The following is a 23,435-nucleotide window of genomic DNA, read 5'->3' on the forward strand; positions in this document are numbered from 1 at the left end:
CCTTTTATCAAAGACAGATTATTTTCCATAGAATACGGCAAGCGGTCGATGGCCACCTGTGCGGTTCGACGGAATGCGTGACAGGCGAAATGGCTTGCTCCAGAAGCGCGATGAATTCATGCCACGCACCTTGATTCGGTACTCGCTGCAACTGCCGTTGTACTCACACAGAAGGGACAATCAGCTATGAAAGGCACGGAACTGGTCCTTAAAGCCTTGATCGACAATGGCGTGAAATTTATTTTCGGGTACACCGGCGGTGCCATCATGCCCATTTTCGACGAAATGGAAAAGCAGAAATCATTGTCATTCATCATGTCGCGGCATGAGCAGGGGGCCGTCTTCATGGCCCAGGGCATCTCCCGCGCATCCCTATCCACATCCGACCCCCGGACCGGTGTCTGCATGGCCACGTCGGGTCCCGGTGCCATGAACCTGGTTACCGGTATCGCCGATGCCAACATGGACTCCGTGCCGGTGCTGGCCATCACCGGCCAGGTTCCCACCGGTGTCATCGCCACGGATGCGTTCCAGGAGAGCGATGTGGTCGGGGTAATGATGCCGCTGACCAAACAAACCTATATGCCGCTCAGCGTGGATGAGATCGAACCCATGATTCATGAGGCCATGTATGTGGCTTCAAGCGGCCGTGGCGGACCGGTGGTCGTCGACATCCCCAAGGATGTCCAGCTGCAGGAGACAGAGAGTGTCTGTGAATTTGATGCCCGTTCCTGCGAGCCGCAGCTGCCAGACTTTTTTTATCGGCCGTCGGTGGATATGGACCGGTTGAAGCAGGCCGTCGGGTTGATCAACAAGAGCGAGCGTCCTATCATTCTCTGCGGCCACGGCGTCATTTCCAGCAATACCGGCCCGCACTTGCAGGCCTTTGTGGAGCGGGTAAATATTCCCGTGGCCTTTACCCTGCATGGACTTTCAGCGCTGCCGGTGGACCATCGGATGAGCCTGGGCATGGTGGGTATGCACGGCACGGTGGAAGCCAACCGGGCCCTGATGCATGCCGATCTGATCATTTCGTTGGGCATGCGATTCGATGACCGGGTGACCGGCAACCTGAAAGATTTCGCCCGTGAAGCAGCGGTGATCCATGTGGAGATCGATCCTTCCGAGATCGACAAGAACGTGAAGACCTCGGTGGCCCTCAATACAGACGTGGCTCAGGCGCTCAATCTGCTGCACCGGGACCCCGCCCTGGTCTCCAAGCCGAGGACCCGGTGGTTCGCCCAAATCGATGCCTTTCGCCAGGAAATTGCCGACCAGATTAACAAAGAGATCGATGCGGGCGTCGGCCGGGAGGGGCAATTGCTGGTAAAGACCATTACCAGTCGGTTGTCCCGCCTGACCCAGGGAAAGGACATCATTGTGGGTGACGTGGGGCAGCATCAAATGATTCTGGCCCGCTTTTACAACTTTCAGACCCTCAACAGCTGGTTTACCTCTGGCGGTGCCGGAACCATGGGATGCGCCCTGCCCATGTCCATCGGCGTGAAGCTGGCCAGGCCTGATGAACGTGTCTGGTCGGTGAGCGGCGACGGCGGGTTCCAGATGAACATCCAGGAACTGGGAACGATCATGGAGCATGATATCGACGTCAAGATTCTGCTCATGAACAACGGATACCTGGGAATGGTCCGCCAATGGCAGACCCTGTTTTACGACGGTCGTTATGCCGGCACGCCAATGAAAAATCCCGATTACGGCGCCATCGCCGGTGCTTACGGCATCCCCTACCTTAAGGTCTCCGAGCTGGACCAGGTGGACGAGGCCATTCAAACGGCGGCCGACCACAAAGGGCCGTTCATGCTGGAGTTTATATGCGACCCCAGCGAGATCATTCTGCCCATGGTGCCGGCCGGCGGCGGATACAAAGAGATGATCGTCTCCTTAGATTAACCAACAATCTCAGCGCATCCTTATATTGGGAGGATCTGATGACAACCACTGCCCTCATGAAGCGGCGGGCCATTCTGGCTTTTATGCTGGACCGGCCGGGCGTGCTCAACAAGATCGCCATGCTGATCCGCCGCAAGATGTACAACGTTGAAACCCTCACCGTGTGCAAGACCAACCAGCCCGGCACGAGTCGTATGACCATTACCCTGCGTGAAGACAGTGACGAAAAAATGCTTCAGGTCATCAAGCAGATTGAAAAGAGCACCGAGGTGATTTCCGCCAGGGAATTAGACATGAATGAAAGCTTCTGGCGGGAGGTGGCCATCGTCAAATTGGAAGCCGATGAGGATCGGATGGAATCGTTGAAAAGAGCCTACCGGTTTGAAATACTCGATCGCCGGGACCATGAACTGTATATCGTTCAGGTTGCCGGCACCTCCCAATTCATCGATGATTTCCTGCAGGACGCCGGAACCGACAGAATTGTTGAAGTGGCGCGGTCGGGGTTTACGGCGATGGAAAAGTGAATAAGTATCCAAGGGATCGAGGGTTCACGTGCATTACCTGAATTGAAGGTCTTGAACGCGGCTGTGTAGGAAGTAAATGAACGCCTCACCTTAAAAGGAGCAGCCATGACTGAAAAATTGAACAAATTCAGTTCGCGGATTACCGAACCCAAGTCCCAGGGGGCCTCCCAGGCGATGCTGTACGGCATCGGGATGAGCGATGCCGACATGAAAAAGGCCCAGGTGGGGATCAGCAGCGTCTGGTACGAAGGCAACACCTGCAATATGCACCTGAACGATCTGGCGGCCCGAGTCAAGGCTGGCGTGGAGGCGGCGGGGCTCGTCGGCCTGCGCTTCAACACCATCGGGGTAAGCGACGGTATTTCCATGGGCACCGAGGGCATGAGCTATTCCCTGCCGTCGCGTGACCTGATTGCCGACTCCATCGAAACGGTCATGCGCGCCCAATGGTACGACGCCAACATTTCCCTTCCGGGATGCGACAAGAACATGCCAGGTTGCCTGATCGCCATGGCCCGGGTGAATCGACCCGCCCTGATGGTCTACGGGGGTACCATACGGGCCGGCGAACTGGACGGCGTCAAGCTGGACATCGTCTCCGCCTTTCAAAGCTACGGCGAATACATGGCCGGAACCATCGACGAGCAGCGCCGCCTGGCCATCGTCAAAAAGAGCTGCCCGGGCGCGGGCGCCTGCGGCGGCATGTACACGGCCAACACCATGGCGTCGGCCATCGAAGCCATGGGCATGTCGCTGCCGTTCAGCGCCAGCCGGCCGGCCGAGTCCGACAAGAAAAAAGATGAGTGCAGACGCGCGGGTGAGGCGATCCTGCGCCTGCTGAAGGATGACATCAAACCGCGGGATATCATGACCCGGGAGGCCTTTGAAAATGCGTTGGTCGTCCTGACGGTCCTGGGCGGGTCGACCAATGCGGTGCTGCACCTGATTGCCATGGCGCGAGCCGTGGACGTGCCCCTGAACATCGATGATTTCCAGCGGGTGAGCGACCGGGTGCCGCTGCTGGCGGACATGAAGCCCAGCGGCCAATACGTCCAGGAGGACCTGGACCGTATCGGCGGCATCCCGGCCCTGATGAAGGTCCTGATGAACGAAGGTCTGATCGACGGCCGCTGCCTGACCGTCACCGGCCGGACCGTGGCCGAGAACCTGAAGGATGTACCTGGATTCGAAGCAGGCCAGCGCATTGTGCGCCCCTTGGAGAACCCCATCCACCCTTCCGGCCACATCCAGATCCTGCGCGGCAACCTGGCACCGGACGGTGCGGTGGCCAAGATCACCGGAAAGGAAGGTGTCGCCTTTACCGGACGGGCCAATGTGTTCGATTCGGAGGAGGCCATGCTGACTGCACTGGAGGAGGGGCGGATCGTCAAAGGAGACGTGGTGGTGATCCGCTACGAAGGCCCCAAGGGCGGACCGGGCATGCCGGAGATGCTGACCCCCACTTCGGCGATCATGGGGGCCGGTCTCGGCAAAGAGGTGGCCCTGATCACCGACGGTCGGTTTTCAGGCGGTTCCCACGGGTTCATCGTGGGGCACATCACCCCCGAAGCCCAGGAAGGCGGCCCCCTGGCCCTGGTTCAAACCGGTGACACCATTACCATCGACACGGCCAGCCACACGATCGATGTCGACGTCGACCCGGCGGAGCTGGCGCGCAGGCGCAAAACCTGGACAGCGCCGCCCTACAAGGTGTCCAACGGAATTCTCTACAAGTATATCAAGACGGTGAGGTCTGCGTCGGAAGGGTGTGTCACCGACGCGTAGAGTCCGTTCAGAAACGGCATCTTTTGGCCCAGGCCGGTGCTCTCGCTACGCTTAAATCCTCGACGTAGCGCAGCTACGCCTCCGGTTTAGTCGTAGTTGCGGCCTTGGCCTGACCCAAAATCTACCATTTCTGAGCGGACACGGTCATGGGGTAAAGGTCTTTAAATGATCGTCCGCCTTGATCTTGACCGAACTGAAACGTTTTGGAACAGGCTCGTTCTTAAATCCGACGGATTCGCAATCAAGCCGAGATCAAGGCTTGTGAATCCCAAGGCCTACTGACCGAATGCTGTAGTGACGAGGGGTGAAGTGTCATGCAGATATCGGCTTGATCGCAGATCCGTCAAAATTGGCTGTCACATGCTACCGGTCAGAAGCCATGCGGACGTCGCCAGCGCTATGGCAATGCGGTAGTAGCCGAAAACAGCCAGCCCGTGGCGGTTCAGATAGGCCACCATCCACTTGACCGATACAACCGCCGAGATAAAGGCAAACAGCAGGCCGATGGCGATGGGCATGGCCTCGAAGGTCTGCAGCATCATCTGTCCATGCTTGAGGGCGTCATAGGCCGTGGCCGCTCCCAGGGTGACCACGCCCAGCAAAAAACTGTACTCCACGGCCGCCGGGAGCGACAGCCCCATAACCAATCCGCCCACGATGGTCACCAGGCTGCGGCTGACCCCCGGCCACATGGCGATACACTGGGCAAAACCGACCACCAGCGCCATGCGCCAGGTCAATTCCTCAAGCGACAGGCCCTGATGAACCGGACCGCCGGTGGTGCGTTTGTACCAACCCACCGCCAGGATGGCCACGCCGCCCACGAACCAGGCGGCCACCACCGGCCAGATCCCGAAGAGGTATGCCTTGATCATTTTGTTGAACAGCAATCCGATGACGGCAGCGGGCAAAAATCCGGCCGCCACGTTGGCCAGCAACCGGCTTCCGTGCGGATTTCTGCCCAGAAGCCCTTGCAGCATTTGTCTGACCCGTCTGAAATAGAGCCCCAGCACGGCGATGATGGCGCCTGCCTGAATACAGATGGTGTATGCATCGGCCGCATTCCTGGTGCGCTGCCGCTCCTCTGTCGATGCGGATGGGGATTCGCCAATGCCCATCATGCGTTCCGCCAGGAGCAAGTGGCCGGTCGAGCTGACCGGCAGGTATTCGGTCAGGCCTTCGACCAGGCCCAGGATTATCGCCTGGCCGACCGTCATGGCCGGCGCTTCCTTATCGGCACCGGCCGGAGATACGCCACGATCGCTCATGATGGCGCTGGCTCCGCAGGCGAACAGCAATACACCAATCAACGTGAGATTGAGGCGCGTCGATTTTCCAAAGCGCATATCCGCTCCTTCTTGACAGATTCGAATAAAACCTCGGTGATGGCATGCTTACGAAGGCGAGGATCCACCAGTTTCACATAGGTTCGAACCCTGCGACGCAGCGATGGCACGGCATATGGTTTAATTCCCGCGCATCAATTGCCGGTTCAATTATCGACCCATACTGCGCTTTTTTCAAACTTGTTTCAAGATCAGATCGGATAACCCCCTGAACAGCGAATGTGGCCTTCGACTTGACGGCAAGTGTTAAATCTCAATAATAGACATGTCGCAATTCGATACAGTGGCGCCATTTCCACCATCTTGCAGACCTTTACACTCTGAAAATCTTAGAAAGTGTATCAATATGAGATAGAAACGTGCCATCGAAACGACCTTGGGTTCCCTTGCAACTATACCTTAGATTCTTTTAAAACCCTTTTCTCAACCTCTTCTCAGTCTGGTGAGACCCCCCCGATATTTCTATTCATTAAAACAAGTTGCAAAAAATGCGATCTTTCGTTGCGCCATTCTCCAACCAGTCAACGGTTGTTCCCCGGATCACCAACACAAATATGGCATGATTATAGCCTTGATGATGGCTACTTCAATTCGAATCACATAGCCTGACCAAAAAGAAAATTGTTTTCCCTATATACGCAATGTGCACCTGCTGTGGCGTGCATAGACTTACAGGGCTTTACATTAGCGAGTCTGCAAGTTTTGATCGTGGAGGTGTTTTGTGAGGTCTGCTGATACTATTGTCATCGGTGGTGGGCTTTCCGGTTCCGCCATCGCACTGGGGCTTGTGCGCGAAGGTGCGGGAAGAGTAATGTTGTTTGACGAACAGCTTCCCACGCAGCGGCTGTCGCGCGGAAACTTTGGGTTAACTTGGTTCATGTGCAAAGGCGCCAGCCACCCCATCTATGCCCAATGGTCCCGTTTGGCCTGCCAGCACTGGCCCGATTTTGCCGCCCGGCTGGAGGAAGAATCCGGATACAACATCGAATTGGAATGGACGGGCGGCGCTGTCCACGCGATTGGCGAAGAAGAATTCAAAGTCCACACAGAATCCATCGAGGGGCTCAAGGCGGTCTGCGCCCAGGTGGGGTTGGACTATCCGGTGAAGATGCTCGATCGGCAGGAGTTGGCCGAACTCATCCCTAAGATCGAATTGGGCCCCGAGGTATCCGGGGCCATGTATACTCCGGAGCAGGGGCATGTCAATCCGCTCAAACTCATGGCGGCCATGAGGGCCGCCTTTCAAAACAAAGGTGGCACATTTATCGGCGCCCAGACGGTCAGCGCCATCCTTCCCAAAACCGGTGGCACCATAATACTTAAAACCAATACCGGCGATTACCAGTGCCAAAAGCTGGTGGTGGCCGCCGGCCACGGGTCGACCCGGCTGTTGGCTCCCTTGGGCGAGAAGCTGCACATCTACCCCCAGCGGGGCCAGCTGATGGTTACCCAGCGACACAAGCGGGTATTGAGCATTCCCATGCTCTGTGTCCGCCAAACGCCAGACGGCACCTTCGTTATCGGTTTGTCCACCGAAGACACGGCCCTGGACAACCGAGTCACCACCGAAGCCATGCAGAGCCAGGCGGCCAATGCCATCCGGCTTTTCCCAATGCTGGCCAAGGTCAATTGGGTGCGCGCCTGGGGGGCCATACGGGTCATGACGCCGGATGGTGCGCCTATCTACAGTCGTATACCTGGGAACGACAACATCACCGTCGTCGCCCTGCATAGCGCCGTATCGCTGGCTCCCCTTGCTGTTAACATTGTAGCGCCATGGATAGGTGGCACTGGCGATCACGAACTTCTCCCGCATTTTAAAAATGGACGATTCGATGTTTAAAACCGACAGCGCCGAGAGGCAAAATTCCGTAACGGTAACCCTGGATGGAAAATCGGTTTCGCTACCCGCCGGCATGAACCTGGCAGCTGCCCTGTTTGCCATGGGCGAGACGATTTCCAGGATTTCCCCCACATCCCATCAACCGTGCTCACCCCATTGCCTGATGGGGGTCTGCTTTGAATGTATGATGGAGATCGATGGCCTACAACGCCAGGCCTGTCTGACAGAGGTGCAAGACGGCATGGTGATCGATCGCCATCTGGATGACGATAAAGGAGCGGCCGCATGAGTCATCACGATGTGATTGTCATCGGCGCCGGGCCTGCAGGCCTGGCGGCAAGTGCCTGCCTGGCTGAAATGGGGCTTAATGTGTTGACCCTGGACGAGCAGAATCGGTTAGGCGGTCAAATATATAGAAATATTGAAGCCACCCCACAGCATCGACGGGACATGCTGGGTGATGACTACACCCAGGGCTTACTGCTGGCCAAACGGTTTCGCCAAAGCGGTGCGGCCTACAAGAATGGGGCCACCGTTTGGCAGGTCGAACCGGATGGAACGGTCTGCTACTCTCGTCAAGGGCAATCCGCCCAGATTAAAGCCAACTACCTCATCGTGGCCACCGGTGCCATGGAACGCCCCATGCCCATCCCCGGCTGGACCCTGCCGGGCGTCATGGGCGCCGGTGCGGCCAACAATCTGTTCAAGGAGGCGGGGCTGAACCCCACCGGCCGTTTAGTGCTGGCCGGCAGCGGCCCCTTGCTGTTGCTCGAGGCTTCCTTGCTGGCCAAAAAGGGTGTCAACGTGGGTGCCTTGTTAGAAACCACCCCAGCGATTCCCCCAGCACCGGCCATTCCCAATGCGCCCAAGGCCCTGATGAGAACCGACTTCCTTTGGAAGGGCGTTTCCATGTTGCGAGAGATCAAAAAAGCGGGCATCGCCCACTACAAGGGCGTCACACACGTTCGCGCCATCGGCCGGGATCGCCTCGAAGCTGTCGAAGCCACCCACGCCGGCAAAGTGTTGCGCCTGGATGCCGATTTGCTGCTGCTTCATTTCGGAGTGATCCCCAACACGCACATCTTTCGCCAGATCGGCTGCAAGATGGTCTGGAAAGCCGATCAGCGTTACTGGCACCCGAAGTGCGATGAATGGGGTCACACCAATTGCGAACGCCTCTTCGCCGCCGGGGACGGAGCCGTGGTGGCCGGTGCGTTGGCGGCCCAGTACAAAGGGGAACTGGCTGCTCTGGAGGTGGCCCACTGTTTGGGGATCATTCCCGCCTATGAACGGGACGCACTTTCCGAGCCGGTAAAAAAATTACTCAAGCATGACCACTGGCCGCGGCCCTTCGTGGATGCCATTTATGCGCCGCGTCCCGAGCATATCACCTTCGATGAAAACACCGTCGTCTGCCGCTGCGAGAACATCACCGTCGGGGACTTACGAAAGGTGGTTAAAGAAGGCGTGCGTGAATTGAACGAGCTTAAGGTGGTCACGCGCTCGGGCATGGGTCCCTGCCAGGGGCGGATGTGCGGTCCGGCGCTGGCGGAGGTGGTCGCCGCCGAGCTGAATCTATCGCCGGATCAGGCGGGTAGCTTGAATATCCGCCCGCCGCTGAAACCAGTAGCGCTGCAAGAGATCGCCGAGATGTCAATGCATGTCGGGCCCGCCGCAGGTACCAACTGGCTGTTGGACAAGAAGACGGCCGGTCGTAAAGGGGCCTGACACGATTTCACTCAAACCACCCAAGGAGAATAGAATGAACGCCATCAGCCGGATGGATACGACAGCGCGGATGAGTAAAGTCGTCATTCACCATGACACCCTATATTTGTGCGGGCAGGTGGCCGACAGCAGTGATGCAGCCATCGGTCCCCAGACGGCCGACATGCTGGCCAAGGTTGATGCCTTGCTTGAAAAAGCCGGCAGCGGGAGGGATCAGATTCTTTCCGCGACCATCTACCTTCGGGACATGAAGGATTTCGATGGCATGAATGCGGTCTGGGATGCGTGGATCCCGCAAGGACATGCCCCGGCGCGGGCTTGTGTGGAGGCCCGCCTGGCACGCCCCGAACTGCTGGTCGAAGTTTCCATCGTCGCCGCACGTCAAGGATAGTCTCGCATTCATCAAGCACTGTTAACTGTCGTTGTTGCCCTTTCCAGGTGCCGTGCAGACAAAAACCGGCAAAGCCTCAAAGGAATCTTAAATGGAACGATTTTTCAGGTACACCCTCACAGCGCTAATCAGTATCGTCGCACTCATGGAGTTTTATCAAGTGCTCATGCGTTATGTGTTTGAAATACCGGTCATGGGGCTTGAGGAGGTGCTGGTTTACCCGACCCTATGGCTCTATTTTCTCGGCAGCGTCAATGCGTCCCGCGAAGACACCCAGATTAAGGCCAATGTCCTTGACGTTTTTTTAAAAACCGACCGGGCGAAGCTGATTGTCAGGGTTATCGCCGACGCTATGGCATTTATCGTGGTCCTTTGGCTCACCTATTGGGCCTGGGACTACTTTCGCTATGCGCTGCGTGTCATGAAAGAGAGCCCAACCCTGTATATCCCGACCATCTATGCCGAGTGTGCCTTCTTTATCGGCCTGGTGCTGATGAGCGCCTATGCCGCCTGGTATCTGTTCAAGAACGTCAAGCGTTTGGCAGCCTCACCCAAATCACCTCAGGAAACGGCCGAAGGAGTTTGAAATGGAACTGGAAATCGTCACTGTATCCCTTATTTCGTTAGGCATTCTCGTGATGATGCTGAGTTTCGGCGTCCCCCTGCCTTATTGTTTTGGCGGTGCCTTGATGAATATGGTCTTTCTGGGCGGCGCCACCATGAAAGGCACCATGGTGTGGGGCTTCACGCAACTGGCCAATCCGGTGCTGCTGTGCATCCCCCTGTTCGTCTTCGCCGGAACACTGATGAGTGAAAGTGGGATCGCCGCCAGTTTGCTGCGCTTCGTCAATGTTTTTGTCGGGCGTATCCGGGGTGGTTTAGGTGTCGTCGCCTCGGTCAGTTGCGCCATTATTGGTGCCATTTCCGGCAGCGGGCTGACCGGTATCGCCGCCACGGGTCCGATCCTGATACCGGAGATGGCCGCCAAAGGTTATCCGAGGGGGTATGCCACCGCCCTTGTGGCGAACTCGTCCATCCTCGGCCTGCTCATCCCCCCCAGTGTGACCATGATCATTTATGGATGGGTGACCGACACATCCATCCTGGCCTGCTTCCTGGCCACACTGGGACCGGGGCTGCTGATTACCGCCCTGTTTTGTGTCGTCAACCTGTTCCTGGCCAGGAAGTTTCCCCTGGAATTGGATCCGCCAAAGCCCATCAAAGAGACCGTCCGGGAAGGCGTCACGTTGACCTCCAAGGCCCTGCCGGCACTGATCATGCCGATGATTATTCTCGGCGGCATTTACGGCGGCGTCATGACCCCCACGGAAGCAGCCGCGGTGGCTGTGATTTACGCGTTTCCGGTCGGATTTCTGGTGTACAAGGGCTTGACCTTTCAAACCTTCCTGACGGCCGCCAAAAATTCGGCCACCGCTGTCGGTGCGATTATGATCATGATCGTTTTCAGTCTCATGCTCAGCCAGATCTTCGTGATGGAAGATGTCCCCCAGGCTCTTGTGGAAGGTGTCTTCACGATTACCCAGAACAAGGCACTGCTGCTGATTTTGATCAATTTTCTGCTCTTTTTCGTGGGCATGATCGTCAACGATGTCACCTCGATCATTCTCATTGGTCCGCTGCTGCTGCCGCTAATGGAGGCCATCGGAATCAGCGCCGTCCAGTTTGCGGCCATCATGGGGGTCAATACGGCAATGGGTGGGGTGACGCCGCCGTATGCCAGTATACTCTACTTGGGGATGCGAATTGGAAAAACCGAGTTTTCCGAAGTGATCAAACCGGCCATGGTATTGATTATCTTCGGGTATGTTCCCGTGGTTTTCCTGACGTCGTTCTGGCCGAGCCTGTCGCTGTTTTTCCCCGGCTTGTTCGGATATTGATTAACCCGTAATCGAATGCAAAAGGAGTTCACGAATGAAAAAGACGCCTATCCTCAGCTTGTTCGTTTTGTTGGCAACCGTCGCCTTGATCGCTAACAGCACCGAGGCCAAAACCTGGAAAATATCCCATGTGCGCCCCCAGGGCACCGCGATCGATATCGACCTGAAATGGTTTTCGGATACCCTCAAGGAGACCAGCAATGGCAAATTAAAAACCAAGATCTATGCGGCCAGCGCCCTGGGCGACTACACCGTTGTGCAGGAAAGGGTCGGCCTGGGTGCCATCGATATGGCCTGCCAGCCACCCGCCTCGGCGGCTGACAAGCGCTTTCAAATGGTCTATTTTCCATATATGGTTAAAAACTGGGAGCAGGCCGAGCGAAATTACTCGCCCGGCGCCCCGGTGCGCAAAATTGTCGCCCAACTGTATGCCGAACAGGGAATCCATCTGCTGGCCGCCTGGCCGGTTTATTTTGGCGGCATATCCCTGAATCGAGAGCCGGTGTCGCCAGGCGACCCCGATGCGCCCAAAGGGATCAAGCTGCGTGTTCCCCCCATGAAAACCTTTCAGCTGTTGGCCGATAAAACCGGGTACCTGGGAACCCCGATTCCTTTTTCCGACGCATTTACCGCCGTGCAGACAGGGGTTGTCGACGGCGTGATTGGCTCGGGCGCAGAAGGCTACTATTCATCTTTCAGAGACGTCACCAAGTACTACATTCCCTCCAATACGCATTTTGAAGTCTGGTATCTGATCATTAACAAGGAAACTTTTGAAGACCTGAAACCCGACCTAAAAAAACAGCTCGAAGAAGTCGCCGCTCAATTCGAATCCCGCCGCTGGGAGTCTGCCAAAGCCGACCAGGCGGCCAATGAAAAACGACTGGCGGATTATGGCGCCAAAATCGTCGATATGAGCGACGGCGAGATTGCCGCCACGGCCAAAAAGATTCATGAGACGGTCTGGCCGGCCGTTTTGGAAGATGTGGGCGCCGATTGGGGCCAGAGCGTTCTCGATTCCATCGCTGAGTAGGAAGAACCTGGCGCTTGCCTGAAAAGGCTCGCCTCATCGGGTAAGCGCCATCCCCCTGAGAAAGGGTAGGATCATGAATAAAACAGTTGTCGCCACGCTGTTGTGTCTCCTGATGATTGTTTTTTTCAGCGGTGGGAGCCATGCCGAGACCGAACACTGGAAAATCGGCCACGTCAGGTCTCCCGGATCCGCTATCGATAACGATATCCGGGCGCTTGTCGACCACATCAAAACCAAAACGGGTGGATCGATCTTGATCGATATCCATCCCGCCAATAAGCTGGGTGACTACTCCGTGGTGCAGGAACGGGTTGCTTTCGGCGAAGTGGAGATGTACGTCGGTCCTTTCGGCACCGCCATCGATAAGCGTGTAGCACTGGCCTTTACCCCCTTTCTGGTATCTTCCTGGGATGAGGCCAAGCGAGTGTATACCCAGGGCAGTGCTCTGTTTAAACAGATGGCGATTTTTCTTGAAAATCAGAACATCAAGGTGATCGGGGGCTGGCCGGTATACTTTGGCGGTATCGCCCTGACCCAAAAGCCTGCCGATCCGGGTAATCCCGACATCCCCAAGGAGATGATCATTCGGGTACCCCCCATCCGATCGTTTGAACGCACCGCCAGAGAACTGGGGTACACCCCCTATCCGATTACCTGGACTTATGCCAAAATGGGCCTTAAAACAGGTATGGTTGAAGGGATGTTGGGCGGCGGTGCGGAAGGTTATTTGGGGCTCAAAGGGATCATTCACTACTATCTGCCCGTCAAGGACCACTTCGAATACTGGTTTATTTACATGAATCTGGATTTGTGGAAGGGACTCTCCGAAAAAGATCAGACCCTGTTTACGGACGCACTGCAGGCGATGGAAAAACGTCGTTATGCGGTCGCTGAGGCGGAGGAGATCGCAAGTATCGAAAAACTGAAAAACCAGGGCGTCCAGGTAATAGAATTTAGCGACAGAGAACGGGCAGCAATGCAAAAAAAAGTCAAAACCAATGTCTGGCCCATGTTAAAACAGGAGATCGGTGATGCTTTCGAGGCGGTGGTCGGCGCCCGCTAATTGCCGTGGCCAGACGCAATGGCGTGTTGTTTGACCTTTCGATAAAGCGTTGCCCGGGAAATTCCCAGCCGTTTGGCGGTTTCGGCCATATTGTGGTTGGTCTGGTCGAGGGTTGACGCAATCATCTGCTGTTCCATTTCACGCAATGAGCCGCTTTGCGACTGCAGCACGTGGTGTTTTTCCTCAGGAATACCGAGATGGTCCGCTGTCATCAACTCGCCGTCGCATACATGCAATGCCCGTTGAATGGTATTTTCCAGCTCCCTGACATTTCCCGGCCAACGGTAGGTGGTCAATGCCTTTATGGCCGTGGCGGTCAACCGACAGCCAGGGCTGATTTTCCTAATAAAGAAATTCGCCAGAGCCCGAATATCGCCGGCGCCTCTCTCCCTCAACGGTGGGATTGATATCGGCAGGATGTTCAACCGATAAAAAAGATCCTGGCGAAACTGGTTCTGTGCGATGGCCTGGGGCAAATTGGCATTGGTGGATGCGATAATTCGCGTATTGACCTTTAACACCTTGCCGTCGCCGATACGTTGAACCTCTCCCGTCTGCAACACCCGCAGTAGTTTCACTTGCATGTTGTGGGGCATGTCACCGATTTCATCCAGCAGGATGGTGCCGCCGTCGGCCAGTTCAAACTTGCCGGGTCGACCCCCTTTCAAAGCTCCCGAGAAAGCCCCGTCGACATACCCAAACAGCTCGCTTTCCATCAGCTCCCCGGGAATCGCGCCGCAATTGATGGGAATAAACGGTTTGGCTTGAATCGCGCCGGCATTGTGAATGGCCTGGGCGAAAAGCTCTTTGCCGGTGCCGGTTTCGCCCAGCAGCAGAACGGTTGAATCCGATTGAGCGGCGCGCTTGGCCAGCTCCACGGCTTTTCTGAAGGCCGGTGAGTCACCGATGAGGTGATCGAAGGTAAAATAGGCCGTACTGCCGGATATTTTGTCGGCGATCTTTCTGATGTTACCGAATTCTTCGAACACCAGGACGGCGCCAAGCATGTTTTTTTGACCCGAGAGCACCGGCTGCGCGGAATAGACCAGATGGATGACCTGATGGCCATGCTTAATGTGGCACTCCCTGCCTTTCCAAGCCTCCGGATGGTGGAATATGTCGTTCACATCCACGTTCAAGCCCTTCAGCACGGAAATGGGCTTTCCATCCAGGTTTTCCTGGTTCAGGATGCGTTTGGCTTTGCGGTTCATCTTCCAGATGCGTGATTCATTGTCCAGGGTGAGCAACCCGGTTTCGGCTGACTCCAATACATTGTCCAGAAAACCCGCATAGATGGACATCTCTCGGTTTCGACGGAGCAACCGAATCTGTTTCTCGATGGACCGGGCCGCCGAGGTTACCATGATCAAGGTGTGCGGGTGGACCAGCGTGCTCTTGCCGGAGGCCACCAGAACCCCACGCAGCACATCGTCCTCGCCGAAAATGGGTGCGGCTGAACTGGTGAACCCGTGCGCCCGCCTGCAATAGTGGTCCTTGTCGTTGAGTTGGATGGAGACCTGTTTTTTCAGGCAGAGGCTGGTCGCTGTCGTTCCCACATCTTTCTCCGTGAAACGATACCCGGGCGCGTAGTTTCGTTCGGCAAATTCGGCTTTGATGGCATCGCTTCCCGAAAGCTTTAAAATAAACCCTTCCTGATCGACGATGGCGATCATGAACCGGTCGGGCGAGAGCAGTTCATAGAACTCGCCGATATACTCGGCAACGACCTCCAGAAGGTCTTTGTTCGTTTCGCGGCGTGATTCGAGCTCTTCGGGTGTAAGCCGTTTCTGATCGATGGCGCGTTCATCCGGGCAGACGCCGTAATCCTTCGATCGTTGGTGGGATTTTGCGATCTCCCGTCTCATTTGATCGTCAGTCAGTATAGTTTTCATGGGTATTCCGTGTGCCACTGCTCATCCCTTGATGACACCGATCGGCCTGAGCCGGGCCACTTTTTTGGACAGTCCCGCCCCGTGGACGGTGTCGACCACCTCGTCGATATCCTTGTAGGCATCGGGCATCTCTTCGGCCAGGGTACTGCGGCCGGTCCATCTGACCAGGATGCCTTGGTCGGCCAATTCTCGCTGGATGGAGCGCCCCTTGCTCCGTTTCTTGGCCGCCGTGCGGCTGAGCACCCGTCCGGCACCGTGGCAGGTGGATCCGAAACTCTCATCCATGGCGGTCTGGGTGCCGGCCATGACGTAGGAGGCGGTGCCCATGTCGCCGGGAATCAGGATCGGCTGACCGGTTTGCCGGTAGGCCTCGCAAATGGCCGGGTGGCCCGGGGGAAAGGCACGAGTGGCTCCTTTGCGGTGCACGCAGACCGTCCGCAGCCGGCCATCTACTGTGTGTTCCTCCTGCTTGGCGATGTTGTGGCAGATGTCGTACACCTGATGCATGGCCAGGTCCCGCGGACCGATGCCGAGTACCTGCTGGAAGGTCTGCCTGGCCCGGTGCAAGAGGATCTGGCGGTTGGCCCAGGCGTAATTGGCCGCACAGGCCATGGCGGCAAAGTAGCGCCGGCCGGCCTCTGATCGGATCATGGCACAGGCCAGCTGCCGGTCGGGCAGTTGGATGCCCAGGGTCTTGACGTGTCTGGCCATAAAGGCCAGCGAATCGTCGCAAACCTGGTATCCCAGCCCTCGCGAGCCCGAGTGCAGCAGCACCGTCACCTGATTCTGGAACAGGCCGAACGTCCGGGCCGTCGCTTCATCGAATATCTGATCGACCACGCCCACTTCCAGAAAGTGGTTGCCGGACCCCAGGGTGCCCAGCTGTTTGGCGCCCCGCGCCAGGGCCCGTTCACTGATCACGGACGGATCCGCCTCTTCCATGCAACCGCCGTCTTCGGTGCGATCCACGTCCGACTCCTCACCGAAGCCATGACGAACGGCCCAGCGGCCGCCTTCACGCAGCACCTTGATCTCTTCCTTGACGGACAGCTTTACCGGCCCGGTGGAGCCAACGCCAGTCGGGATATTCTGGAACAGGGCGTCCACCAGACGATCCACCACGGGCCGGACCTCTTTCTCCTCCAGTCCGGTGCCGGCCAGGCGCACGCCGCAGTTGATGTCGTAGCCCACGCCGCCCGGTGAGATGACGCCGCCGTCCCAGTCGAAGGCGGCCACGCCGCCGATGGGAAAGCCATAGCCCCAGTGCATGTCGGGCATGGCCATGGCGGCCTTGAGAATACCGGGCAGCATGGCCACGTTGGCCACTTGCTTGAGGGCTTCCTCCTGGTGCAGATCGCCGGCCATGCGTCCGCTCATGAAGATGCGGCCAGGCACGTTCATGGATCCGGATTGGGGGATTTCGTAGCAGTAGGGGCTGATTCTTTTCAGTTCCATCTCAACCTCCTAAATATCGAATACCACCATTGCCTGCCAGCCGTCCGCCACCCGGCCAACCTCGATCTGGTGGTAGGTTACCGCCTTGATTTCGTTGAAAATCTCGTGACGTTCGGGTGCGTAACTGTCGGTGGACACAAGGGCGGAGACGGCGCAGTCTGAGATCTTGACAATATCGATCAGCTTAACCAATTTTTCATCGCCCGTCCACAGGTAGAGCAGCTCCCGCAGGAAGTTGACCATGAGATCTGCCGGATCGTCGCCACTGACAGTCACCTCGACCACCTCTCGTGGTTCCAGTCGATCCGGCACGGTGATCAGGTCAGACAAGGCCAGACCGGCGTTTTCGAACAGGTCGGCAAGATTGGTGCCGCTGACGCGGATTCTCAGATCCGCGGTGTGGTCCAAAAGGGTGTAGGGCTTTTTCATCGGTATCGAATAGCAGGCCGTCGATTTGAATTCCGACGCCTGTCTCCTGGATTCTCCTTTGAGATTAACAGCGGGGCATAAAAAAAATAGCCGCTTAGGGAACGATAACGGTACCCGTCTTCTCCGTACTGTATCCGCCCAGGGCGTTAACCCGCGTTTTAAACGCGCCAGAGTTGATGGTTTCCAGAAGCACCTGAATGTTGTCGGATTCGAAATAAATTTGCGGGATGATCAAATCGTATTGTTCGGTAACCACGGGGATAAAATCCAGTCCCAGGGCCTTTGCCGCGGCATAGATGCCCAGTCCTGCGTCGGCCGTGCCGCTCAGCACCGCCACGGCTACGTTCATGTGGGTGAACTCTTCGCTGGTGTAGCCGTTGATCTGCTCCGCGGAGAGTCCGATCTGCTCCAGGCGATAGTCCAGCAGGATCCGTGTCCCCGAGCCGCCCTGCCGGTTCATGAAAACGATGTCGGCGCGTCCGAGATCTTCGATGCCCGTAATGCCCTTGGGGTTGCCCGTCGGGATGATCAGGCCCTGTTCGCGCATCACCAGGTTGACCAGCCGTACCGGTGTGCCGGGGAGATAGCGTTTCACGTAGGAGAGATTGTATTCACCGGTTTCCGTGTCCAGCAGGTGGGCGCCGGCCAGGTGGCACACCCCGCGTTTGACGGCCATGAGCCCGCCCATGCTGCCCACGTGACTGGAAGAGAGGGTCAGGGCGCCGTCGCCGGCACGCAACTGGTCGGCCAGCACGTCCAGGGAGTTGTCGTGGCTGCCCACGATGACGATGGTGTTGCGAATGGCGGGCAGGGGCTTGAGCAGCTCGGCCTGGACCGGGTCGCTGTCTTTGATGCCTTCGGCCTGGCTGGGGATGCGGATGATGCCGTCGGCTTCGGTGAGGCTGGTGATCATACCGGCCCCCCGGGGCAGCGGCGTGGCCACGATGCGGTCGCCCACCTGCCCCAGCTTGACCCGCAGGAATTCCTCCACGCCCAGCCGGGAGGCGATCTTGCGGGTGGGCACCACGGCAACGGTCGGGCGCGGATGGTCGGCAACGCCCAACATATGCCGGATCAGGGGCTGGACGAACTGCTCGACGGCGATGATGGCGGACACCGGGTAACCGGGGATGCCGAAGTAGGGCTTGCCTTGGATGTCGCCGAGGATCACCGGTTTGCCGGGCATGATCGTCACCCCGTGGACCAGCAGCTGTCCCAGATCCTGCAGGACGGGCAGGGCGTAGTCCTCGGAACCAGCCGACGACCCGCCGATGGTCATGACCATGTCCACATCGCCGGCCACGGCGTCGGCCACCGTTTGCCGGATCATATCCAGGTCGTCCATGACCCGTTCGTGGCGCCGTGCCTCACCTCCGCAGGCATCGATCATTTTTTCAAGCACGTAGGCATTGGTCTCCAGCACCTGTCCCGGCTTCAGGTCTTCGGGGGCGGTGGTCCGCCAGTCGACCAGTTCCGATCCGGTGGGAATGATCAGCACCTTCGGCTTTCTTCTCACCGGCACCCGATAGATGCCACCCGAGATTAGGGCGCCCACGCAGTAGGGCGTCACCGTATGGCCGCGTGGGTAGAGCAGTTCGGTGGCCACGATGTCCTCGCCCATTTTACGCACGTGCTGCCAGGGAAAGGCCGGTGCTTCGATGCGGATCCGGTCGTCGCCTATGGTCTGGATCTTCTCGATCATGATCACTGCATCGGTGCCCGCGGGCATGACGTGGCCGGTGTTGAGAAAGCGGGCCTGGGTGCCCACGGCCAGCTCTTTGGGCCGGGTTTCGCTGGCACCGAAAGTCTCTTCCGCTTTCACGGCGACGCCGTCCATGGCGGCGGCGTGGAAGTTGGGCGACGACACGGCGGCGACGACCGGTTCGGCCAGGACCCGGCCCACGGCATCGGGTGGGGTGACGGTTTCGGCCGGCATCGTACCGGTGCCGGGAAAATGATCGAAAAGGATCTGCCGGGCTTCCTCCAGGGGCTTCATCTTCAGGTATACGTTGCGTTTAGTGTTCACCGATACGGCTCCATTTATTGCTGAATCTATTATTAGATGTGATTCGTGTTGTGCGAAGGGTTGGTATCCAATCGAAAGGGTTAAGTGTTAAAGAAAGGATTTGAGTCGGTCTAACATCTGACTTTTCTCGAATCGACAGCATTCATCAGCTTAACACTTAAAACTTTACACTTACCACGCGTTGTTCATAACGGCATCACCTCCACCGTTGTCCCCTTTTCCAATCCCTCGGTATTCATGCCGATGGCGATGAGGCCGTCGGCCTTGACCATAGTGTTGATCAGCCCTGACTTGCCCAGGACCGGTTCCGCCACGGTTTGGCTGTCGACGTCACTCAGTCGGACGCGGACGTAATCCACGCGTCCCTGGGCCGAGGCCAGGTTGCGGTTCAGGATGGCCTGAACCGGAAATTGCCGCACCGTCTGCGACAGTCCGGACAGGCGGTCCAGAAAAGGACGCACCACCACGGCAAAGACCACCATGGCGGATACGGCGTGGCCGGGCAGTCCCCAGAACGCCTTGCCGCCGGATCGGGCCAGGATGGTGGGCTTTCCCGGGCTGATGGAGATTCCGTGGACCAGAATCGCGGTATCGGGAAGGGCGTCGAGCACCTCCACGGTGAAATCCCTGGCCCCCACCGAACTGCCTCCGGAAATCATGACCATGTCGGTGGTTTCGAGGGCGCTGCGGCACTTGCCCATGAGGTCGTCGCGATTGTCTCCGACGATGCCGAAGACCACGGGCACCCCGCCGGCCGCCCTTACCTGTCCGGACAAGGTCTGGCTGTTGATATCCCGGATCTGTCCTTCGCCGGGCACCTGGTCCACCGGAACCACCTCGTCTCCCGTGGAAATGATGCCCACCCGGGGGCGCCTGAAAACGGTCGTCTCCGTCCGTCCGCAGGCGGCCAGAAGGCCGGCTTCCTGGGGACGGATCCGCGTGCCTGCCTTGAGTGCCGGCCGGGTACGTCGGATATCCTCGCCCTTTTCGATGACATGCTGGCCCGGGGCCACGCTCCGGTACGCCTCGATGGTGGTGTCGTCGAGGGTATCGGTGTGCTCCACCATGATGACGCTGTCGGCGCCCTCGGGCAGCATGCCGCCGGTGGCGATCCTGGCCGCCTCGCCGGGGCCGATGGAAAAGTCGGGCCGGCTCCCCATCCTGATCTGTCCACGCACGTTCAGGTAGGCGGGGTTGGCCTCGGATGCACCGAAGGTGGAGGACGCCTTGACGGCAAACCCGTCCATGGTGGACCGGTTGAAATCGGGAATGTCCACATCCGAAAAGACATCCTCGGCCGTTACCCGACCCAGGCAGTCGGCCAGCGCCACCGTTTCCGTATCCACCGCTTTAAATGACGGGGCGTGGGCGAGAACCCCGTCGATGGTTTCAACCTTGAAAAACTCTTTCATGACATTGCTATCTCTTTTTGCTATTCATACCTGTTGATTGAATACCGAGATCACCGACGCGCAGGCCGCCGGCCTGCCCAAGGAACGGTCATAACGGCCAAAACCCCGTGATCGCCATGGAGCCAGAGGCGTCCTATATTCGGTATGCCGCTTGAAAATTTCAAGGGCAGATTGTCTATATCATAATGGAACCGACGGAAACAGAACCAATGGATGTTTGTGTGAACCACCCGGATAAACCCGGCGGGCTGGTGTGCATGAAATACCAGATTCATGTTTGTGAGCAGTGCGCCCGTTGCCGGGACCCGCAATTGTACTGCAAGCACCGGACCGCCTGCGCCATCTGGTTTGTCGCCAGGGACAGCGAGAATGGGTGGGGGGCTTGAACGGTGAACTCAGGGACCGAAGGATCAGGGTGCCGGAAGATCCGTGACGACGAGAGGAGGGCCGGTGGACAACTACGCGAAGCTCGCCAGGGATAATCTGGATCGGCTGTTCGGTAACCTGCCGGGGGATCTGGCGGACAGGCTTCCAGGAAAAAAAAACGGTCTGACCTATTCATTCCGGGCATTCGGCCAGTCGTGTGCCATTACACCAGACGGCATCACTTTGGGAGGCGTCGAGCCGCCCGGGGTCATCGGCATTCTCCTCTCCCTTTACGCCTTGAACGCCACCCCCGACATCCCCCTTCTTGAACCGCTGCGGGCATTCAAGGAGTTTCCCGATTCGGCACCCTACGTGGGGGCTTTTGCCTCCCACACCGAACAGATCCTGGTCCCGGCGGTTCAATTGATCAAATCGAAAGCCGGCCTGATCATGGAGCGGCTCTCCGGCGCGGCGGCCCCTTCCACGGTCAGGGGCGATTTCGCCTTCCTGGTTCGGCCGCTGCCCAAGATTTTTCTGTGTTATATTTTCTACGAGGCCGACGAGGACTTCCCGCCGTCGGTCGTCTGCCTTTATTCCAACAACGCCAACCGGTTCATGCCCATGGACGGGTTGGCCGATGTGGGCGAGTACACATCGAAAACAATACTGGAACTGATCCGTTGACGACAGCCCCATGTGGATAACGGTTCCAGGATCGACATGGAAAGGTAACCGCATAAATGAAGATGATTGCCCAAACGGCCTGCGATTTTTTGGAGAAGGGTGAACCTTTTGTCCTGGCAACCATCGTCAGCCACACCGGTTCCACACCGCGCACGTCGGGCAGCAAGATGATCGTCACCGCCGACGGACGCGGCATCGGCACCATTGGTGGTGGGCTGCTCGAAGCCGGGGCCATGTCCCGGGCCGTGGAGCTGATCCAGCTCGGGCAATCGGCCATCATGCCTTTTGACCTGAGCCACGATACCGTCGACAGCATGGACATGATCTGCGGGGGACAGGCGGACGTGCTGCTGGACTGCGTGTCGCCCACGGCAATGAATCGGACGGTCTTTGGGCGGTGGCGTCAGATGCTGGACCAAGGACAAAAAGGGTCTCTGTTAACCGTTTTTATAGAATCGGAGAACAAGGTAGGGGCTACTGCGCATTGCCTGGCAACGGTCGGGGGGGAGATTGTCGGTGATTTTCCCCTGCCCGACATGGAACGGGAAAAGGTGTTGGCGCTGGCAGCCGAAAGATCGGCGGTCCGGACACTGGTCTTCGACGGGGCCTTTGTGGTGATTGAGCCGACGCATCGGGTACCCACCGTCTATCTCTTCGGGGCCGGCCATGTTGCCCGGTCCACGGCTGCCATGGCCGCCATGGTGGGCTTCCGGATATCGGTTGCCGACGACCGGCAGGAGTATGCCAACCGGCAACGCTTTCGCGAAGCCTCCGAGATCCGGGTACTGGATCGTTTCGATGACGCCTTTTCAGGCCTGTCCGTGAACAGGGATGATTTTATTGTCATTCTTACCCGAGGGCATCTGCACGACAAAACGGTTCTGGCCCAGGCATTGAAAACCGGTGCAGGCTACATCGGTATGATCGGCAGCCGCAGGAAAAGGGACGCCATCTATGGGGCGTTGCTTAAAGAAGGTTTTTCGCAAATGGATATCGACCGGGTTCATTCGCCAATCGGTCTGTCCATCGGGGCCGAAACTCCGGAGGAGATCGCCGTGAGCATCCTTGCAGAAATAATTCAAATCAATAAAACACGCCCGGAGACATGACGTAGAACCCTGCCCCCACAAAGTAGTCCGTACCCGGCACCCGGTAGATGAAGGTGTGCTTGGGTTTGTCGATGTCCATGCCGGGAACCGGCCACATATACTTAGCCCAGCCTTTTCCCTTCTCGGCGGCTTTGACGAAATCCTTGAAAAAGGCCTTGCCGTCACTATCCGTGGCTTCGATCAGGGTGTCGGGCTTGGTCAGTTCCGGCTTGTGCGGGTGGGCCAGCATCTTGGCCTTCATGTTCATCAGGAAAACATAACTGACGCCGTCATTCCAGACGAAGCGGCCGTTCTTGTTGTTGATTTCCTTGATGGCGGCATCGATCCCCTGTGTTTTGATGAAATCCCCGGCTTCCTTGCATTTGGTTACGCAATCGTCGCGGGTTCCGGCCAGGCCGGGAACCGTCAGCAACATAATCATGAGACCCGTCAATACCCCTGCAATCGTTTTTTTCAATTCAGCCTCCATTGTTTCCGGTCATCTGTTTGACTCAGGTTAAACGTTGGAAAAATATTAAGAAAACAAAACCTTTGTCA

Annotated in this window: 21 protein-coding genes; 14 read left to right on the plus strand and 7 right to left on the minus strand. The window is 57.6% G+C overall.

The genetic code is table 11. The features are described from left to right. Positions 1–186: 186 nt before the first annotated feature. From ilvB to ilvD, 3 genes are all read left to right on the plus strand, one after another. Complete coding sequence (gene ilvB / locus ACZCED_RS11250) at positions 187–1,911, plus strand: biosynthetic-type acetolactate synthase large subunit (RefSeq protein ID WP_462968783.1); 1,725 nt, start codon at positions 187–189, stop codon at positions 1,909–1,911. Positions 1,912–1,949: 38 nt separating this feature from the next. Beyond that, complete coding sequence (gene ilvN / locus ACZCED_RS11255) at positions 1,950–2,438, plus strand: acetolactate synthase small subunit (RefSeq protein ID WP_462968784.1); 489 nt, start codon at positions 1,950–1,952, stop codon at positions 2,436–2,438. Positions 2,439–2,543: 105 nt separating this feature from the next. After that, positions 2,544–4,223 (plus strand): dihydroxy-acid dehydratase, encoded by a 1,680-nt coding sequence (gene ilvD, locus ACZCED_RS11260; protein ID WP_464860812.1) that lies wholly within the window; start codon positions 2,544–2,546, stop codon positions 4,221–4,223. Between the two features lie 356 nt (positions 4,224–4,579). Here ilvD and ACZCED_RS11265 read toward each other — a convergent pair whose 3' ends face one another. Continuing rightward, the gene (locus ACZCED_RS11265) at positions 4,580–5,569 is read right to left on the minus strand and encodes an undecaprenyl-diphosphate phosphatase (RefSeq protein ID WP_462968786.1); all 990 of its coding nucleotides are present in this window, start codon (positions 5,567–5,569) and stop codon (positions 4,580–4,582) included. 721 nt (positions 5,570–6,290) lie between these two features. On the opposite strand from ACZCED_RS11265, the gene ACZCED_RS11270 reads away from it, so the two are divergent. The 8 genes from ACZCED_RS11270 to dctP (ACZCED_RS11305) all read left to right on the plus strand — a co-directional run bounded on the left by ACZCED_RS11270 (position 6,291) and on the right by dctP (ACZCED_RS11305) (position 13,525). Then, positions 6,291–7,412 (plus strand): NAD(P)/FAD-dependent oxidoreductase, encoded by a 1,122-nt coding sequence (locus ACZCED_RS11270; protein ID WP_464860813.1) that lies wholly within the window; start codon positions 6,291–6,293, stop codon positions 7,410–7,412. Then, positions 7,405–7,701, plus strand: coding sequence for a (2Fe-2S)-binding protein (locus ACZCED_RS11275; protein WP_462968788.1), 297 nt, complete (start codon positions 7,405–7,407; stop codon positions 7,699–7,701). Before ACZCED_RS11270 ends, ACZCED_RS11275 begins: the two co-directional genes overlap by 8 nt. Then, a complete protein-coding gene (locus ACZCED_RS11280) occupies positions 7,698–9,140 on the plus strand; it encodes an FAD-dependent oxidoreductase (RefSeq protein WP_462968789.1) in 1,443 nt (480 codons plus the stop codon). Before ACZCED_RS11275 ends, ACZCED_RS11280 begins: the two co-directional genes overlap by 4 nt. 34 nt (positions 9,141–9,174) lie before the next feature. Next, entirely contained in the window at positions 9,175–9,531 is a 357-nt protein-coding gene (locus ACZCED_RS11285; protein ID WP_462968790.1) for a RidA family protein, read from the plus strand. Positions 9,532–9,622: 91 nt separating this feature from the next. Then, positions 9,623–10,117 carry a TRAP transporter small permease gene (locus ACZCED_RS11290; RefSeq protein ID WP_462968791.1) on the plus strand — a complete coding sequence of 165 codons (495 nt, stop codon included), beginning with the start codon at positions 9,623–9,625 and terminating at the stop codon, positions 10,115–10,117. Between the two features lies 1 nt (position 10,118). Beyond that, positions 10,119–11,429 (plus strand): TRAP transporter large permease, encoded by a 1,311-nt coding sequence (locus ACZCED_RS11295; protein WP_462968792.1) that lies wholly within the window; start codon positions 10,119–10,121, stop codon positions 11,427–11,429. Positions 11,430–11,463: 34 nt separating this feature from the next. Then, positions 11,464–12,462: a TRAP transporter substrate-binding protein DctP gene (gene dctP, locus ACZCED_RS11300; RefSeq protein ID WP_464860814.1), complete on the plus strand. Its 999-nt coding sequence runs from the start codon at positions 11,464–11,466 to the stop codon at positions 12,460–12,462. A 73-nt stretch (positions 12,463–12,535) separates the two neighbouring features. Further along, positions 12,536–13,525: a TRAP transporter substrate-binding protein DctP gene (gene dctP / locus ACZCED_RS11305; RefSeq protein WP_464860815.1), complete on the plus strand. Its 990-nt coding sequence runs from the start codon at positions 12,536–12,538 to the stop codon at positions 13,523–13,525. Here the strand turns inward: dctP (ACZCED_RS11305) and ACZCED_RS11310 are convergent. From ACZCED_RS11310 to ACZCED_RS11330, 5 genes are all read right to left on the minus strand, one after another. Then, a complete protein-coding gene (locus tag ACZCED_RS11310; protein ID WP_464860816.1) occupies positions 13,522–15,417 on the minus strand; it encodes a sigma-54-dependent Fis family transcriptional regulator in 1,896 nt (631 codons plus the stop codon). The two genes, dctP (ACZCED_RS11305) and ACZCED_RS11310, sit on opposite strands and share 4 nt — an antisense overlap. Positions 15,418–15,438: 21 nt before the next feature. Next, positions 15,439–16,872: an RtcB family protein gene (locus ACZCED_RS11315; RefSeq protein ID WP_464860817.1), complete on the minus strand. Its 1,434-nt coding sequence runs from the start codon at positions 16,870–16,872 to the stop codon at positions 15,439–15,441. A 9-nt stretch (positions 16,873–16,881) separates the two neighbouring features. Continuing rightward, entirely contained in the window at positions 16,882–17,301 is a 420-nt protein-coding gene (locus ACZCED_RS11320; protein ID WP_462970216.1) for an archease, read from the minus strand. 94 nt (positions 17,302–17,395) lie between these two features. After that, positions 17,396–19,327 carry a molybdopterin biosynthesis protein gene (locus ACZCED_RS11325; RefSeq protein ID WP_462970215.1) on the minus strand — a complete coding sequence of 644 codons (1,932 nt, stop codon included), beginning with the start codon at positions 19,325–19,327 and terminating at the stop codon, positions 17,396–17,398. Between the two features lie 185 nt (positions 19,328–19,512). Then, positions 19,513–20,739, minus strand: a complete 1,227-nt coding sequence (locus ACZCED_RS11330; RefSeq protein WP_462970214.1) for a molybdopterin molybdotransferase MoeA — start codon at positions 20,737–20,739, stop codon at positions 19,513–19,515. Between the two features lie 209 nt (positions 20,740–20,948). Here ACZCED_RS11330 and ACZCED_RS11335 point away from each other — a divergent pair, with 209 nt between their 5' ends. The 3 genes from ACZCED_RS11335 (at position 20,949) to ACZCED_RS11345 (ending at position 22,898) form a co-directional block, all read left to right on the plus strand. Further along, positions 20,949–21,125 carry a hypothetical protein gene (locus tag ACZCED_RS11335; protein ID WP_464860818.1) on the plus strand — a complete coding sequence of 59 codons (177 nt, stop codon included), beginning with the start codon at positions 20,949–20,951 and terminating at the stop codon, positions 21,123–21,125. A gap of 64 nt (positions 21,126–21,189) precedes the next feature. After that, positions 21,190–21,789, plus strand: coding sequence for a DUF3786 domain-containing protein (locus ACZCED_RS11340; protein ID WP_462970212.1), 600 nt, complete (start codon positions 21,190–21,192; stop codon positions 21,787–21,789). A 56-nt stretch (positions 21,790–21,845) separates the two neighbouring features. Continuing rightward, a complete protein-coding gene (locus ACZCED_RS11345; RefSeq protein WP_462970211.1) occupies positions 21,846–22,898 on the plus strand; it encodes an XdhC family aldehyde oxidoreductase maturation factor in 1,053 nt (350 codons plus the stop codon). On the opposite strand, the gene ACZCED_RS11350 is transcribed toward ACZCED_RS11345, so the two are convergent. Further along, the gene (locus ACZCED_RS11350) at positions 22,873–23,355 is read right to left on the minus strand and encodes a cache domain-containing protein (protein WP_462970210.1); all 483 of its coding nucleotides are present in this window, start codon (positions 23,353–23,355) and stop codon (positions 22,873–22,875) included. The genes ACZCED_RS11345 and ACZCED_RS11350 overlap by 26 nt on opposite strands. Between the last annotated feature and the right edge of the window lie 80 nt (positions 23,356–23,435).

This window comes from Desulfosarcina sp. (genome assembly GCF_055467485.1).

Bases quoted from the DNA above. Each gene is read 5' to 3' on its own strand.
- ilvD (WP_464860812.1), top strand. From the start codon at position 2,544: ATGACTGAAAAATTGAACAAATTCAGTTCGCGGATTACCGAACCCAAG.
- dctP (WP_464860814.1), top strand. From the start codon at position 11,464: ATGAAAAAGACGCCTATCCTCAGCTTGTTCGTTTTGTTGGCAACCGTC.
- ilvB (WP_462968783.1), top strand. From the start codon at position 187: ATGAAAGGCACGGAACTGGTCCTTAAAGCCTTGATCGACAATGGCGTG.
- ACZCED_RS11280 (WP_462968789.1), top strand. From the start codon at position 7,698: ATGAGTCATCACGATGTGATTGTCATCGGCGCCGGGCCTGCAGGCCTG.
- ACZCED_RS11320 (WP_462970216.1), bottom strand. From the start codon at position 17,301: ATGAAAAAGCCCTACACCCTTTTGGACCACACCGCGGATCTGAGAATC.
- ACZCED_RS11310 (WP_464860816.1), bottom strand. From the start codon at position 15,417: ATGAAAACTATACTGACTGACGATCAAATGAGACGGGAGATCGCAAAA.
- ACZCED_RS11285 (WP_462968790.1), top strand. From the start codon at position 9,175: ATGAACGCCATCAGCCGGATGGATACGACAGCGCGGATGAGTAAAGTC.
- dctP (WP_464860815.1), top strand. From the start codon at position 12,536: ATGAATAAAACAGTTGTCGCCACGCTGTTGTGTCTCCTGATGATTGTT.
- ACZCED_RS11275 (WP_462968788.1), top strand. From the start codon at position 7,405: ATGTTTAAAACCGACAGCGCCGAGAGGCAAAATTCCGTAACGGTAACC.
- ACZCED_RS11345 (WP_462970211.1), top strand. From the start codon at position 21,846: ATGAAGATGATTGCCCAAACGGCCTGCGATTTTTTGGAGAAGGGTGAA.
- ACZCED_RS11330 (WP_462970214.1), bottom strand. From the start codon at position 20,739: ATGAAAGAGTTTTTCAAGGTTGAAACCATCGACGGGGTTCTCGCCCAC.
- ACZCED_RS11265 (WP_462968786.1), bottom strand. From the start codon at position 5,569: ATGCGCTTTGGAAAATCGACGCGCCTCAATCTCACGTTGATTGGTGTA.
- ACZCED_RS11295 (WP_462968792.1), top strand. From the start codon at position 10,119: ATGGAACTGGAAATCGTCACTGTATCCCTTATTTCGTTAGGCATTCTC.
- ACZCED_RS11290 (WP_462968791.1), top strand. From the start codon at position 9,623: ATGGAACGATTTTTCAGGTACACCCTCACAGCGCTAATCAGTATCGTC.
- ACZCED_RS11315 (WP_464860817.1), bottom strand. From the start codon at position 16,872: ATGGAACTGAAAAGAATCAGCCCCTACTGCTACGAAATCCCCCAATCC.
- ilvN (WP_462968784.1), top strand. From the start codon at position 1,950: ATGACAACCACTGCCCTCATGAAGCGGCGGGCCATTCTGGCTTTTATG.
- ACZCED_RS11335 (WP_464860818.1), top strand. From the start codon at position 20,949: ATGGATGTTTGTGTGAACCACCCGGATAAACCCGGCGGGCTGGTGTGC.